Source organism: Pseudomonas sp. TSRC2-2 (assembly GCF_049897785.1).
In the GTDB taxonomy this organism is placed as follows: Bacteria; Pseudomonadota; Gammaproteobacteria; order Pseudomonadales; family Pseudomonadaceae; genus Aquipseudomonas.
Map to the genome: position 1 here is coordinate 230,328 of NZ_JAFCWZ010000003.1, position 13,883 is coordinate 244,210.

Here is a 13,883-nt window from a genome sequence, read left to right on the forward strand (position 1 = left end):
CCCCGAGCCATGCTCAATACGCTGCGCAAGATCGTCCAGGAAGTTAACTCCGCCAAGGATCTCAAGGCGGCGTTGGGGATTATTGTGTTGCGCGTCAAAGAGGCCATGGGCAGCCAGGTCTGCTCGGTCTACCTGCTTGATCCGGAAACCAATCGCTTCGTCCTGATGGCCACCGAGGGCTTGAACAAGCGCTCGATCGGCAAGGTCAGCATGGCCCCCAACGAGGGTCTGGTCGGTCTGGTCGGCACGCGTGAAGAACCCCTGAACCTGGAAAACGCTTCGGTTCACCCTCGTTACCGCTACTTCGCTGAAACCGGTGAAGAGCGTTACGCCTCGTTCCTCGGTGCACCGATCATTCACCACCGCCGCGTCGTCGGCGTGTTGGTCATTCAGCAAAAAGAACGTCGTCAGTTTGACGAAGGCGAAGAAGCCTTCCTCGTGACCATGAGCGCGCAGCTCGCCGGCGTTATTGCCCACGCCGAGGCCACCGGCTCGATCCGTGGCCTGGGCCGGCAGGGCAAGGGCATTCAGGAAGCCAAATTCGTCGGCGTGCCGGGTTCGCCCGGTGCTGCCGTCGGTACCGCCGTAGTCATGCTGCCACCGGCGGATCTGGACGTGGTGCCGGACAAGACCATCACTGACATCGACGCTGAACTGGCGCTGTTCAAGACCGCCATCGAAGGCGTGCGCGCCGACATGCGCGCGTTGTCCGCCAAACTGGCGACCCAACTGCGCCCGGAAGAGCGCGCGCTGTTCGACGTTTACTTGATGATGCTCGACGATGCCTCGCTGGGCAGCGAAATCACCACCGTGATCAAGACCGGCCAGTGGGCGCAAGGCGCGCTGCGTCAAGTGGTCACTGAGCACGTGAACCGTTTCGAACTGATGGACGACGCCTACCTGCGTGAGCGCGCCTCGGATGTCAAAGACCTGGGTCGCCGTCTGCTCGCCTATCTGCAGGAAGAGCGTCAGCAGAATCTGGTCTACCCGGAAAAAACCATTCTGGTCAGCGAAGAGCTGACGCCGGCGATGCTCGGCGAGGTGCCGGAAGGCACGCTGGTCGGTCTGGTTTCGGTGCTCGGTTCGGGTAACTCCCACGTCGCGATTCTCGCCCGGGCCATGGGCATTCCGACCGTGATGGGTCTGGTCGACCTGCCGTACGCCAAGGTCGACGGTATCGAAATGATCGTCGACGGCACCCGCGGCGAGGTCTACACCAACCCGAGCGAAGTGCTGCGCAAGCAGTTCGCTGAAGTCGTCGAAGAAGAGAAACAACTGGCGCTGGGCCTCGACACCCTGCGCGACCTGCCGTGCGTGACCCTTGATGGCCACCGCATGCCGCTGTGGGTCAACACCGGTCTGCTCGCCGATGTGGCGCGGGCGCAGAAGCGTGGCGCCGAAGGGGTCGGCCTGTACCGCACCGAAGTGCCGTTCATGATCAACCAGCGCTTCCCGAGCGAGAAGGAACAACTGGCGATCTACCGCGAACAGCTCGCCGCGTTCCACCCGCAACCGGTGACCATGCGCAGCCTCGACATCGGCGGTGACAAGTCGCTGTCGTACTTCCCGATCAAGGAAGACAACCCGTTCCTCGGCTGGCGCGGTATTCGCGTTACCCTCGACCACCCGGAAATCTTCCTGGTGCAGACCCGTGCGATGCTCAAGGCCAGCGAAGGCCTGAACAACCTGCGGATTCTGCTGCCGATGATCTCCGGCACCCACGAACTCGAAGAAGCCCTGCACCTGATCCACCGCGCCTGGGGCGAGGTGCGCGACGAAGGCACCGACGTGCCGATGCCGCCGATCGGCGTGATGATTGAAATCCCGGCCGCGGTGTACCAGACCAAAGAGCTGGCGCGGATGGTCGACTTCCTCTCGGTCGGCTCCAACGACCTGACTCAGTATCTGCTGGCGGTAGACCGCAACAACCCGCGTGTGGCCGATCTCTACGACTATCTGCACCCGGCGGTGCTGCAAGCCCTGCAAACCGTGGTCACCGATGCGCACGCCGAAGGCAAACCGGTGAGCATCTGCGGCGAGATGGCCGGTGATCCGGCGGCGGCAGTGCTGTTGATGGCGATGGGTTTCGACAGCCTGTCGATGAACGCCACCAACCTGCCGAAGGTGAAGTGGATGCTGCGCCAGGTGAACCTGAGCAAGGCTCAGGAGATGCTGGCGGAACTGATGAAGATCGATAACCCGCAAGTTATCCACAGCTCGCTGCAACTGGCGCTGAAGAATCTTGGCCTGGCGAAGATGAATTCCCCGGTCGTCACCCAGGCTCTCTAGAACCTTGAGGGCCTCTTCGTCGGAACGCCGCCCGGAGCAAGCCCGCTCCCACATTTGACCGAGTTCTACAACGCGGCCGAATGTGGGAGCGGGCTTGCTCGCGAATACGTCAGTTCAAACGCCGCTAAAGGGTAACTTCCACCTCGCCCAAATGCCCGCCATACGGCCCAAAGCTGCGCTCCACCATTCGCCGCGTCCCGTCTGCCTGCACGATCAACGCTGTACTCGCCCGCGTGCCATAACTCTGGCTGGCAATGAACACACTCGACAACAACGCTTCCGTTGCCAGGCCCACCCCGGTATCCGGCAACTCGGCCTCGGGTGCGGTCTGCGCATCGCTCAGCAAGGCCAGCAACCGCTCAGGCTGTGGATCATCCAGTACCGCATTCAACGCAGCCTTGGCCTTGAGCAGTTTCGGCCACGGCGTATCAAGCCCCGCGTTGGATAATCCATAGATCCCCGGTTGCAGCATCACCGCCTCCGACGCTCTCGCATTGAAATGCCACAACTCATGGGCATTGCCCAGCAGAAGATTGAACCCGGCATATTCCGCTGCACGGCCCACCACATCGCTCAAATAATCATCAATCGACAGATTACCCGTGAGAAAACGCGCCACCAGTTCGCCACGGGATTTGGTTGCGGGCGGCTGCTGCGGATCGCGGATATTGGTCAGCGCAGCGAAGCGCGCGTTGGCGCCGATCCCAAGCCAGGTGCCGCCAGCTTCAAGATCGCGCCCGGCATGCACATGCGGCGCCTCGGGCCATGGCGCCAATGGCAGGCTGGGGCGGGCGTAGAATTCGTCGCGGTTGGCCGCGACGATCAGCGGCTGGGCATGGCCCGGGCGCCAGGCGAAAACGATCAGGCACATAAGGTGGTCCTTGTGTGTTTTTTGCCCACTCTACGCATCCGGCGTCCGTGCATCCATCGCCAGTGGAGCAGAAGGCTGCGCATCCGTTAACATGCCGCTCCTGTTTTGCCGACGCGTGCTGGAGACGGTCATGGAATTTCTGCTCTACCTGGCGCTCGGCGCCTGTGCGGGCGTGCTCGCCGGGCTGTTTGGCGTTGGCGGCGGGATCATCATCGTCCCGGTGCTGGTGTTCAGTTTCACCCTGCAAGGTTTCGATCAGTCGATCCTCACGCATCTGGCGGTGGGGACGTCGCTGGCGACGATCATATTCACCTCGGTCAACGCCGTGCGTGAACATCACCGTCGCGGCGCAGTGCGCTGGGCGATTTTTCGCTGGATGACCTTGGGTATTCTGCTCGGCGCCGGTTTCGGCGCGCTGACGGCAGAGGCGATCTCCGGGCCGAACCTGCAAAAAATCATCGGCGTATTCGCTCTGGTGATTGCCGTGCAACTGGCGCTGGATGTCAAACCCAAGGCCAGTCGAACGGTACCGGGCAAGCTCGGTCTGACTGCCGCTGGCACGGTGATTGGCTGGGCCTCGGCGATCTTCGGCATTGGTGGCGGCTCGCTGACCGTGCCGTTTCTGACCTGGCGCAGCGTGCCAATGCAGCAGGCTGTGGCGACGTCGTCGGCGTGTGGTCTGCCGATCGCTTTGGCCAGTGCGGCAAGTTTCATGATTCTGGGGTGGCACGATCCGTTGTTGCCACCGCATAGTCTCGGTTTTGTGTATTTGCCGGCGTTGTTGGGCATTGCCCTGACCAGCATGGTTTTCGCCCGTCTCGGCGCGCGTCTGGCGCACAGGTTGTCGCCGCGTTTGCTGAAACGGCTGTTCGCCGCTTTGCTGTTCAGCGTCGGGTTGAGCTTCCTGCTGTAAAAATCCTGGCTTAATCCTGTGGTGGCAGTGTCGCCCGGGAATTTTGGTTTCACTCTTACGAGGAGTCGCAATGCTGCCTTACCCGCAGATCGACCCGGTGGCCCTGGCCATCGGTCCGCTGAAAATCCACTGGTACGGTCTGATGTACCTGATCGGCATCGGCGGCGCGTGGCTGTTGGCGTCGCGCCGGCTCAATCGTTTCGACCCGACCTGGACCAAGGAGAAACTCTCCGACCTGGTGTTCTGGCTATCGATGGGCGTGATCGTCGGCGGCCGTCTGGGTTACGTGCTGTTCTACGACCTGAGCGCTTATCTGGCCAACCCGACGCTGATTTTCGAAGTGTGGAAGGGCGGCATGTCGTTCCATGGCGGCTTCATCGGCGTGATGCTCGCGGCCCTGTGGTTCGGCAAGCGCAATGGCAAGTCGTTCTTCCAGTTGATGGACTTCGTCGCGCCGATGGTGCCGATCGGCCTGGGCGCCGGGCGTATCGGCAACTTCATCAACGCCGAGCTGTGGGGCAAGGCCACCGACGTGCCATGGGCGATGGTGTTCCCACCGTTCAGCGATCCGGCGCAACTGCCGCGCCACCCTTCGCAGCTGTATCAGTTCGCCCTCGAAGGCGTGGCACTGTTCCTCATCCTGTGGATCTTCTCGCGCAAACCGCGGCCAACCATGGCAGTGTCGGGCATGTTCGCGCTGTTCTACGGCATCTTCCGTTTCATCGTCGAGTTCGTCCGCGTGCCTGATGCCCAGTTGGGTTATCTGGCGTGGAACTGGCTGACCATGGGCCAGGTGCTCTGCGTGCCGATGATCGTCGGCGGGCTGTTCCTGATCTGGCTGGCCTATCGTCGCGCCCCGGCAGCGCCGCTCGCACCGACGGCATAAACTACGAACCCCGGCGCGCAACGCCGGGGCTCAAAGGACACAGGTAACTCATGAAGCAATATCTCGAACTGGTCTCGCACGTCATTCAGAACGGCACCAAGCAGGCCAACCGCACCGGCATCAACACCATCAGTTTCCCGGGGGCGATGCTGCGTTTCGATCTGCAGGAAGGCTTCCCGGCGATCACCACGCGCAAAATGGCCTTCAAATCGGCCATCGGCGAGATGTGCGGCTTTCTGCGTGGCGTGAACAATGCCGCTGAATTCCGCGCGCTGGGCTGCAAGGTCTGGGACCAGAACGCCAACGAAAACGCGCAGTGGCTGGCCAACCCGTTCCGTCAGGGCGACGACGACCTCGGCGAAATCTACGGCGTGCAGTGGCGTAAATGGCCGGCGTACAAGCAGATCCCGCTGAGCAATACGGCCGCCATCGAACAAACCCTGAGCAATGGCTACAAGCAGATCGCTCAGGGCGAAGAAGACGGCCAGGCCTACGTCGTGCTGTACAAGGCGATCGATCAGGTGCGCCAGTGCGTCGACACGATCATCAAGGATCCGGGCAGCCGCCGCATTCTGTTCCACGGCTGGAACTGCGCCCAACTCGATGAAATGGCCCTGCCGCCGTGCCACCTGCTGTATCAGTTCCACCCGAATGTCGAGACCAAGGAAATCTCCCTGACTCTCTACATCCGCTCCAACGATCTGGGCCTGGGCACGCCGTTCAACCTCACCGAAGGCGCCGCGCTGCTGAGCCTGATCGGGCGCCTGACCGGCTACACGCCGCGCTGGTTCACCTATTTCATCGGTGACGCGCACGTCTATGAGAACCATCTGGACATGCTCAACGAACAGCTCAAGCGCGAGCCGTTCGCCATGCCGAAACTGAAGATCTCTGATCGCGTACCGGAGTTCGCCAAGACTGGCGTGTACCAGCCGGAATGGCTGGAACTGGTTGAACCGAGCGATTTCTCGCTGGAAGGCTACGAGCACCATCCACCGATGACCGCGCCGATGGCGGTCTGATAGTCCATACGCAAAACTCTGTGGGAGCGGGCTTGCTCGCGAAAGCGGTGTATCAGTTAACGATGATGTCGACTGACACGCTGCTTTCGCGAGCAAGCCCGCTCCCACATTGAATGCCGTGCCAGTTTAATGGCCGTGGCTACGGCCCACATGGGAATGCTCAACCTCGGTCGCCACAACCCCGCCACTCACTTCCAGGCGCTGCAAAATCCCGCATTGATCCGCCTCCGGCCCTTCGCCACAGCGTTGGCGCAGGTCGAGCAGTTGTGTCTGCAACGCCATCAACCCATCAATCCGCGCCTTCACATGCTGGATGTGTTCGTCGATCAGCGCGTTGACGCTCTCGCACTGATCCTGCGGGCTGTCGCGCAGGGCGAGCAGGCTGCGTATTTCTTCGAGGGTCATGTCGAGGGTGCGGCAGTTGCGGATGAAAGTCAGCCGCTCGGCGTGGGCCTGGGTGTAGACGCGGTAGTTGCCGTCGCTGCGGGCCGGTTCCGGCAGCAGGTTTTCGCGCTCATAGTAGCGGATGGTTTCCACGGCGCAGTCGGTGAGTTTCGCCAGTTCGCCGATCTTCATGACAGTCATCTCCAAAAAGGCTGCTTGACCCTATAGTGGCTACAGGGTCTTTACTTGGCAACAGGCACCTTCATGGACGCAACCAATGAGCGATTCCCAACATATTCACAAGCCCGGCGACGGCCACGACCACAGCCATAAATTGCAGCCTGTGCACAAACATGAGCACGGCGGCGATTCCTGCTGCTCGTCAAAAGCCGCAGCGCCTGCCTTGGTGCAACTGAGTGACAAGACCAGTGCCGATGCGCGCCTGAGCAGTTTCCGCATCGAGGCGATGGACTGCCCGACCGAGCAGACGTTGATCCAGAACAAACTGGGCCAACTGGCGGGCATCCAGCAGCTGGAATTCAACCTGATCAACCGCGTACTTGGCGTAACTCATAACCTGCCGGGTACCGAGCCGATCACCGAGGCGATTAAATCCCTCGGCATGCACGCCGAGCCGCTGCAGGCGGGCGTCGATGCGCCGGCCCCGGCTGCGGTGAAAAAACACTGGTGGCCGCTGGCGCTGTCCGGCCTGACCGCGCTGGGCGCCGAAGTCATCCACTTCACCAGCGCCGCACCCGACTGGGTGGTGGCGATTGTTGCGCTGGTGTCGATCCTCAGCGGCGGCCTCGGCACCTACAAAAAGGGCTGGATTGCCCTGAAGAACTTCAACCTCAACATAAACGCATTGATGAGCATCGCCGTGACCGGCGCGATCCTCATCGGCCAGTGGCCGGAAGCGGCGATGGTGATGTTCCTCTTCACCGTTGCTGAACTGATCGAAGCACGCTCGCTGGACCGCGCGCGCAATGCGATCAGTGGCTTGATGCAGATGACCCCGGAACAAGCCACGGTGTTGCAGGCGGACGGAAGCTGGTCCGAACAGGAGGTGAAAAGCGTCGAACTCGGTGCCCGTGTGCGGGTGAAACCGGGCGAGCGCATTGCGCTGGACGGCGAAGTGGTTAGCGGCAACTCGACCATCGATCAGGCGCCGATCACCGGTGAAAGCCTGCCGGTGGAAAAAACCGTCGGCGACAAAGTCTTCACTGGCACCATCAACCAGGCCGGCTCGCTGGAATACACGGTGACCGCAGCGGCGAACAATTCGACCCTGGCGCGGATCATTCACGCCGTTGAACAGGCCCAGGGCGCACGGGCGCCGACTCAGCGCTTCGTTGATCAGTTCTCGAAAATCTACACCCCGGCGGTGTTCATCTTCGCCTTGGCCGTTGCGGTGATTCCCCCGTTGTTCATGGGCGCGGCGTGGTTCGACTGGATCTACCGTGCACTAGTGCTGCTGGTGGTGGCCTGCCCGTGCGCATTGGTGATTTCCACCCCGGTGACCATCGTCAGCGGCCTCGCGGCGGCGGCGCGCAAAGGCATTCTGGTCAAGGGCGGCGTGTACCTGGAGGGCGGTTTCAAGCTCGATTATCTGGCGCTGGATAAAACCGGGACGATCACCCACGGCAAACCGGTGCAGACCGATTACCTGTGCCTGGAGGCGACCGCCGAGAGCACCGCGCCGGCCATCGCCGCCGCCTTGGCCGGGCGCTCTGATCACCCGGTATCGCTGGCCATCGCCAATGCCGCTGTGGATAAAAACTCCACCGCGCCGATTGTGGATAACTTCGAAGCGCTCGGCGGGCGCGGCGTCAAAGGCGAGATCGACGGCCGGACCTATCACTTGGGTAACCATCGTCTGGTCGAAGAACTGGGCCTGTGCTCGCCGCAACTGGAAGAAAAACTCTTCGCCCTGGAGAAGCAGGGCAAATCAGTGGTGCTGCTGCTCGACCGCGCAGGGCCCTTGGCGCTGTTCGCGGTGGCCGACACGGTCAAGGAAACCAGCCGCGAGGCGATTCGTCAGTTGCATGAACTCGGGGTGAAAACCCTGATGCTCACCGGCGACAACGTGCACACCGCGCAAGCGATTGCCGCTCAGGTCGGTATCGACGAAGCCCGAGGCGATCTGTTGCCGACCGACAAACTGCAAGCCATCGAAGATCTGTACAAAAAGGGCCACCGGGTCGGCATGGTCGGCGACGGCATCAATGACGCGCCGGCACTGGCTCGCGCCGAGATCGGTTTTGCCATGGCCGCTGCCGGCACCGACACCGCGATCGAAACCGCCGATGTTGCCCTGATGGACGACGATCTACGCAAGATCCCGGCGTTCATCAGCCTGTCGCGCAATACCGCCAGCATCCTGAAACAGAACATCGCCCTGGCCTTGGTGATCAAGGCTATCTTTCTTGGGGTAACCTTCGCCGGGCTCGCCACCATGTGGATGGCAGTGTTCGCCGACATGGGCGTGAGCCTGCTGGTGGTGTTCAACGGTTTGCGCCTGCTGCGCAAGTAAGTGACGAGGGTGGGTTGTGCTGAGTGCCGAGCTGAAAGCGTTTTACATGGTCGCCCGCCTGGGCAGCATCACGCTGGCGGCGAAGAAACTCGGCCTCAGCCAACCGACCGTGACCACGCAGATCCGCAATCTGGAAAGCCAGTATTCGGTGGAGCTGTTCTACCGCGGCGGCCGGCGTCTGAGTGTCAGCGACGAAGGCGCGCGGCTGCTGCCGATGGTCAAGACGCTGTTGCAGCAGGAGGCCGACATCGAGTTCTTTCTGCGCAACAGCGGCCAGGTGCAAGGCACGTTGCGCATCGCCGCGACGGCGCCGTATTACATCCTCGATCTGGTGAAGACCTTTCGCGAACGCTTGCCGCAGGTGGAAGTGTCAGTGGAGATCGGCAACTCGCAGCAAGTCCTCGAAGCGCTGGAGGATTACCGGGTGGACATCGCCGCGTCATCGCAGCTGCTGGATGACGCGCGGCTGATTCGCCGCGTGCTGGGCACCGATCCGCTGGTGCTGGCGGTGCATCGCAACCACCCGTTGGCGACGCAGACGCATGTGGCGTTGACCGCGCTGGCCGGGCATACCTTGTTGATGCGTGAGTCCGGCTCGACCACGCGGAGGCTGACCGAAGAGTTGCTGGCCGGCGCCGGCGTGAGCTTCGGGCCGTTGCTGGAGATCGGCAGCCGCGAATCGATCCGCGAGGCGGTGCTGCGCAACATCGGCATCAGCATCATCGCTCGCCAGGAAGTGCCGCACGATCCGCAGCTGCGCGTGCTGAGCATCGAGAATGCGCCGCAGATTCCCGAGTATCTGTATTGCCTGAAAGAGCGCAAAGGCGCGCGGTTGCCGGCGGCATTTCTTGGCCTGGCGCAGGAAATGTCCCCCGCATAATGATCGTTCCCACGCTCCGCGTGGGAATGCAGCCCGGGACGCTCTGCGTCCCAAAAGCCGAACGCGGAGCGTCCGTTGAGGCATTCCCACGCTCCGCGTGGGAATGCTCTGTTGATTGGCGCTGAACCAAAATCCCCGAATGTCACTATCGGCGCTTTTTGCCTCGCTGCCACATGACGGACGCATTACAACCCTAGGATTGGCCTCATCCGTTTGATGAGGTCTGTCCATGAACCCTGCCATCGCAACTGTCCTGACCCACCCCGGTGCGCCGATGAAAGTGCGGAGCGTACAGAAGCGCTTCGGCGCGTTCACCGCGCTGGATAACGTCTCGCTCGATGTCGCCGCCGGTGAACTGGTCTGTCTGCTCGGCCCGTCGGGCTGTGGCAAGACCACGCTGCTACGCTGCATCGCCGGGCTGGAGAAGCAGGACAGCGGCGAGTTGTATCTGGGCGAGCGCGACGTCTCGCACCTTGCCCCGCAGGCCCGCGACTACGGGATTCTGTTCCAGTCCTACGCGCTGTTCCCCAATCTGACCGTTGAAGCGAACATTGCCTACGGCCTCGCCGGTAGTGGTCGCGATGAAGTGCGTCGCCGGGTCGGTCAAATGCTCGAACTGGTCGGCCTGACCGGCAGCGAGAAAAAGTACCCCGGCCAATTGTCCGGCGGCCAACAGCAGCGTGTTGCGCTGGCCCGCGCGCTGGCGCCGGCACCGTCGCTGTTGTTGCTTGATGAACCGATGTCAGCCCTGGACGCCCGCGTTCGTGAGCATCTGTGCACCGAGCTGCGCCAACTGCAGCGCAACCTTGGCATCACCACGCTGATGGTCACGCACAACCAGGACGAAGCCATGCTGATGGCCGACCGCATCGCCGTGATGAACAACGGCCGTGTCGAGCAATACGCCACCCCGCAGGAAATCTACAATCGCCCGGCCACGCCGTTTGTGGCCGAGTTCGTCGGCCAGGGCAACTGGCTGCCGTTCCAGCGCAGCGGCGACAGTCACGCCCAGGTCGGCGGGATGAATATGCGTCTGGCCGATGGCAGCGTGCAGAGCGCCTCGGGTCGACTGTTCTGCCGCCCGGAAGCGATCAACGTCAACCCGCCGGTGCACGAAGAAAACCTGTTCCCGGCCAAGGTCCGCGAGATCACCTTTCTCGGCAACCGCTGCCGCATGAGCTTCGAACTCGATCAATTGCCGGGCCATGCACTGCTCGCCGAACTCGCCCCGGAAGCGATGCCGCGCCTCGGTGCCCAGCAGATCATGGTCGCCTTGCCGCCGCGCAGCCTGCAGGTGTTTGCCTGATGAGCGCCGGGATTGCCTTGCCCTTGCCGACCAAGCAGGTTCGGCAGACGTCCCGTGCCGAGGTGGGCGACCGGGTCTTCGTGGTCGGCGGCAAAATCCTTTTGCTGCTGTTGCTCGGTGTCGCGGTACTGCTGCCATTGCTGGCGATCTTCTGGCGCGGTTTCAGCAATGACGCCGGGCAGGGCGGCGGATGGCTCGCGGCGAAAGAACTAGTGACCAGCGCGAATTTCCACTGGCTGCTCGGCAACAGCCTGAAAGTTTCCCTCAGCGTCGCGGCCATCGTCGTACCGCTGGCCTACCTGTTTGCCTACGCGTTGCAGCGCACGCTGATTCCTGCGAAGGGCATCTGGCGTGGCATCTCGTTGCTGCCGCTGATGGCGCCGTCGATGCTGCCGGGCATTGCGCTGGTCTATCTGTTCGGCAACCAGGGCATGCTGCGTGGGTTGCTCTCGGACAATATCTACGGATTCTGGGGCATCGTGCTCGGCGAGGTGATTTACACCTTTCCGCATGCGCTGATGATTTTGCTCTCGGCGTTGTCGCTGGCCGATGCGCGGCTGTTCGATGCCGCATCGAGCATGAGCGCCAGCCCGGCCAAGGCGTTTCGCAGCATCACCTGGCCGGCGACCCGCCAAGCGGTGTTCGCCGCGTTCTGCCTGGTGTTCACCCTGACCATCACCGATTTCGGTGTGCCGGTGGTGGTCGGTGGCGATTACCAAGTGCTGGCGCTGGAAGCCTATAAGGCCGTGGTCGGCCAGCAGCAATTTGGTCGCGGCGCGTTGATCGGCATGGTGCTGTTGCTGCCGGCGCTGTTCAGTTTCGCGGTCGACGCTTGGCTGCGTCGGCGTCACGGCGACTCCATGAGCGGGCGCGCGCAAGTGTTCAAACCGCTGCCGTCGACAATGCGCGATGGCTGCTATCTGGCGATTGTGCTGTTGATCAGCGCGGCGTTGATTCTGGTGTTCGGCATGGCGGTGTTTTCGTCGCTGGTGAAGTTCTGGCCATACAACCTGTCGCTGTCGCTCAACCACTATCAGTTCAACGAGACCGCCGGCGGTGGCTGGCTCGCCTACAGCAACAGTCTGAAAATGGCGTTGGGCACCGCGCTGATCGGCAGCGTGCTGATCTTCACCGGCGCTTATCTGATGGAGAAGACCCGCACCCAGCGCGGCTTGAACCTGACGTTGCGCATGCTCAGTTTCATCCCGATGGCGGTGCCGGGACTGGTGCTTGGCCTGGGTTACGTTTTCTTCTTCAACCTCACCGGCAATCCGCTGCACGTGCTCTACGGGACGATGACGCTGCTGATCGTCTGCACCATCGCGCACTATCTGACCACCGCACAAATGACCGCCACCACCGCGCTGCGCCAGCTCGACGCCGAGTTCGAAGCGGCGGCGCTGTCGCTGAAGGCGCCGCTGTACCGGCATTACCTGCGCGTCACCGTGCCGATCTGCCTGCCGGCGCTGCTGGACATCGTGCGATACCTGTTCGTCTCGGCGATGACCACGGTTTCCGCTGCGATCTTCCTCTACAGCCCCGACACCATCCTCGCGGCGGTGGCGGTGCTGAACATGGACGACGCCGGCAACGTCGGCGGTGCGGCGGCGATGTCGACCCTGATTCTGTTCACCTCGGCCGGCGTGTCGCTGCTGCTGGCATGGGCTTCGCGCGGTTTGCTGCGCCGCTCCCAGGCCTGGCGGCAAACCGCGCCCGGTCACTGATTGCAAACCCGATCAACTCATCTACAGGAAAACGCTCATGTTCAAGCCTATGGCCCTGGCCGCTGCTGTGCTCGCGACTTTCAGCCTGAATGCCTTCGCGGCAAAAACCGAGTTGACGGTGTACACCGCCCTCGAAGCCGAACAACTGAAGTCCTACAAGGAGGCCTTTGAAAAGGCCAACCCGGACGTCGAGATCAAATGGGTGCGCGATTCCACCGGGATCATCACCGCTAAACTGCTCGCCGAAAAGGCTCGTCCGCAGGCTGACGCGGTGTGGGGACTGGCGGCGTCGAGCCTGGCGATCCTCGATCAGCAAGGCATGCTGCAAAGCTATGCGCCGAAGGATCTGGACAAGATCGGCGCGAATTACCGTGACGCCGCCAACCCGCCAGCGTGGGTCGGCATGGACGTGTGGGCCGCGACGATTTGCTTCAACACCGTCGAGGCCGAGAAACAGGGTTTGACCAAGCCAGTAAGCTGGCAGGACCTGACCAGGCCTGAATACAAAGGCAAGATCGTCATGCCCAACCCGGCGTCGTCCGGCACCGGTTTCCTCGACGTCAGCGCCTGGTTGCAGACTTTTGGCGAGAAGCAGGGTTGGGCCTATATGGACGGCCTGCACCAGAACATCGGCCAGTACGTTCACTCCGGCTCCAAGCCTTGCAAACTGGCTGCGGCCGGCGAATTCCCGATCGGCATTTCCTTTGAATACCCGGCCGTTCAGTTGAAGCGCCAAGGCGCGCCGCTGGACATCATCCTGCCGAAAGAAGGCCTGGGCTGGGAGATCGAAGCGACGGCAGTGATCAAGGGCACGCCGCACGAAGAGGCAGCGCAGAAACTCGCTGATTTCTCCGCCAGCGCCGAGGCGATGGACCTGTACAAAGAGAACTTCGCCGTGCTCGCCCAGCCGGGGATCGCCAAACCGCAGACCGAACTGCCCGCCGATTACGAGCAGCGTCTGATCAAGAACGACTTTGCCTGGGCCTCGAAGAATCGCGACGAGATCCTGGCTGAATGGCGCAAGCGCTATGACGGCAAGTCCGAGAAAGTGGCTGCCAAGTAAGATTTCTATCGA

The 13,883-nt window shown here is 62.2% G+C and carries 11 protein-coding genes; 9 read left to right on the top strand and 2 right to left on the bottom strand.

The features are described from left to right. Positions 1-9: 9 nt before the first annotated feature. On the top strand, positions 10-2,289 hold the full coding sequence (gene ptsP, locus ACP7D9_RS07075; RefSeq protein WP_426156401.1) for a phosphoenolpyruvate--protein phosphotransferase: 2,280 nt from the start codon (positions 10-12) through the stop codon (positions 2,287-2,289). Between the two features lie 124 nt (positions 2,290-2,413). On the opposite strand, the gene ACP7D9_RS07080 is transcribed toward ptsP, so the two are convergent. Then, on the bottom strand, positions 2,414-3,160 hold the full coding sequence (locus ACP7D9_RS07080) for an NRDE family protein (RefSeq protein WP_312999733.1): 747 nt from the start codon (positions 3,158-3,160) through the stop codon (positions 2,414-2,416). A 130-nt stretch (positions 3,161-3,290) separates the two neighbouring features. Between ACP7D9_RS07080 and ACP7D9_RS07085 the strand changes: the two genes are divergently transcribed. From ACP7D9_RS07085 to ACP7D9_RS07095, 3 genes are all read left to right on the top strand, one after another. After that, positions 3,291-4,073, top strand: coding sequence for a sulfite exporter TauE/SafE family protein (locus ACP7D9_RS07085; protein ID WP_101161412.1), 783 nt, complete (start codon positions 3,291-3,293; stop codon positions 4,071-4,073). A gap of 70 nt (positions 4,074-4,143) precedes the next feature. Further along, the gene (gene lgt, locus ACP7D9_RS07090) at positions 4,144-4,959 is read left to right on the top strand and encodes a prolipoprotein diacylglyceryl transferase (RefSeq protein WP_101161410.1); all 816 of its coding nucleotides are present in this window, start codon (positions 4,144-4,146) and stop codon (positions 4,957-4,959) included. 50 nt (positions 4,960-5,009) lie between these two features. Continuing rightward, the gene (locus tag ACP7D9_RS07095) at positions 5,010-5,981 is read left to right on the top strand and encodes a thymidylate synthase (RefSeq protein ID WP_016772684.1); all 972 of its coding nucleotides are present in this window, start codon (positions 5,010-5,012) and stop codon (positions 5,979-5,981) included. Positions 5,982-6,107: 126 nt separating this feature from the next. Here the strand turns inward: ACP7D9_RS07095 and cadR are convergent, their stop codons facing one another. Then, a complete protein-coding gene (gene cadR / locus ACP7D9_RS07100; protein ID WP_093097372.1) occupies positions 6,108-6,557 on the bottom strand; it encodes a Cd(II)/Pb(II)-responsive transcriptional regulator in 450 nt (149 codons plus the stop codon). 85 nt (positions 6,558-6,642) lie between these two features. Between cadR and ACP7D9_RS07105 the strand changes: the two genes are divergently transcribed. The 5 genes from ACP7D9_RS07105 (at position 6,643) to ACP7D9_RS07125 (ending at position 13,871) form a co-directional block, all read left to right on the top strand. Further along, positions 6,643-8,898 (top strand): heavy metal translocating P-type ATPase, encoded by a 2,256-nt coding sequence (locus ACP7D9_RS07105; RefSeq protein WP_426156405.1) that lies wholly within the window; start codon positions 6,643-6,645, stop codon positions 8,896-8,898. 16 nt (positions 8,899-8,914) lie between these two features. Beyond that, positions 8,915-9,778, top strand: a complete 864-nt coding sequence (locus ACP7D9_RS07110; protein ID WP_312999728.1) for a LysR family transcriptional regulator — start codon at positions 8,915-8,917, stop codon at positions 9,776-9,778. A gap of 229 nt (positions 9,779-10,007) precedes the next feature. Continuing rightward, positions 10,008-11,084, top strand: coding sequence for a putative 2-aminoethylphosphonate ABC transporter ATP-binding protein (locus tag ACP7D9_RS07115; RefSeq protein ID WP_101161355.1), 1,077 nt, complete (start codon positions 10,008-10,010; stop codon positions 11,082-11,084). Then, a complete protein-coding gene (locus tag ACP7D9_RS07120; RefSeq protein WP_426156407.1) occupies positions 11,084-12,808 on the top strand; it encodes a putative 2-aminoethylphosphonate ABC transporter permease subunit in 1,725 nt (574 codons plus the stop codon). The genes ACP7D9_RS07115 and ACP7D9_RS07120 overlap by 1 nt, the downstream gene beginning before the upstream one ends. Before the next feature lie 37 nt (positions 12,809-12,845). After that, the gene (locus ACP7D9_RS07125; RefSeq protein WP_426156409.1) at positions 12,846-13,871 is read left to right on the top strand and encodes a putative 2-aminoethylphosphonate ABC transporter substrate-binding protein; all 1,026 of its coding nucleotides are present in this window, start codon (positions 12,846-12,848) and stop codon (positions 13,869-13,871) included. The last annotated feature ends 12 nt before the right edge of the window (positions 13,872-13,883 follow it).

Excerpts from the sequence above, each read along its gene's own strand:
- ACP7D9_RS07105 (WP_426156405.1), top strand. The coding sequence starts at position 6,643 with ATGAGCGATTCCCAACATATTCACAAGCCCGGCGACGGCCACGACCAC.
- cadR (WP_093097372.1), bottom strand. The coding sequence starts at position 6,557 with ATGAAGATCGGCGAACTGGCGAAACTCACCGACTGCGCCGTGGAAACC.
- ACP7D9_RS07080 (WP_312999733.1), bottom strand. The coding sequence starts at position 3,160 with ATGTGCCTGATCGTTTTCGCCTGGCGCCCGGGCCATGCCCAGCCGCTG.
- ACP7D9_RS07095 (WP_016772684.1), top strand. The coding sequence starts at position 5,010 with ATGAAGCAATATCTCGAACTGGTCTCGCACGTCATTCAGAACGGCACC.
- ptsP (WP_426156401.1), top strand. The coding sequence starts at position 10 with ATGCTCAATACGCTGCGCAAGATCGTCCAGGAAGTTAACTCCGCCAAG.
- lgt (WP_101161410.1), top strand. The coding sequence starts at position 4,144 with ATGCTGCCTTACCCGCAGATCGACCCGGTGGCCCTGGCCATCGGTCCG.
- ACP7D9_RS07125 (WP_426156409.1), top strand. The coding sequence starts at position 12,846 with ATGTTCAAGCCTATGGCCCTGGCCGCTGCTGTGCTCGCGACTTTCAGC.
- ACP7D9_RS07115 (WP_101161355.1), top strand. The coding sequence starts at position 10,008 with ATGAACCCTGCCATCGCAACTGTCCTGACCCACCCCGGTGCGCCGATG.
- ACP7D9_RS07120 (WP_426156407.1), top strand. The coding sequence starts at position 11,084 with ATGAGCGCCGGGATTGCCTTGCCCTTGCCGACCAAGCAGGTTCGGCAG.
- ACP7D9_RS07085 (WP_101161412.1), top strand. The coding sequence starts at position 3,291 with ATGGAATTTCTGCTCTACCTGGCGCTCGGCGCCTGTGCGGGCGTGCTC.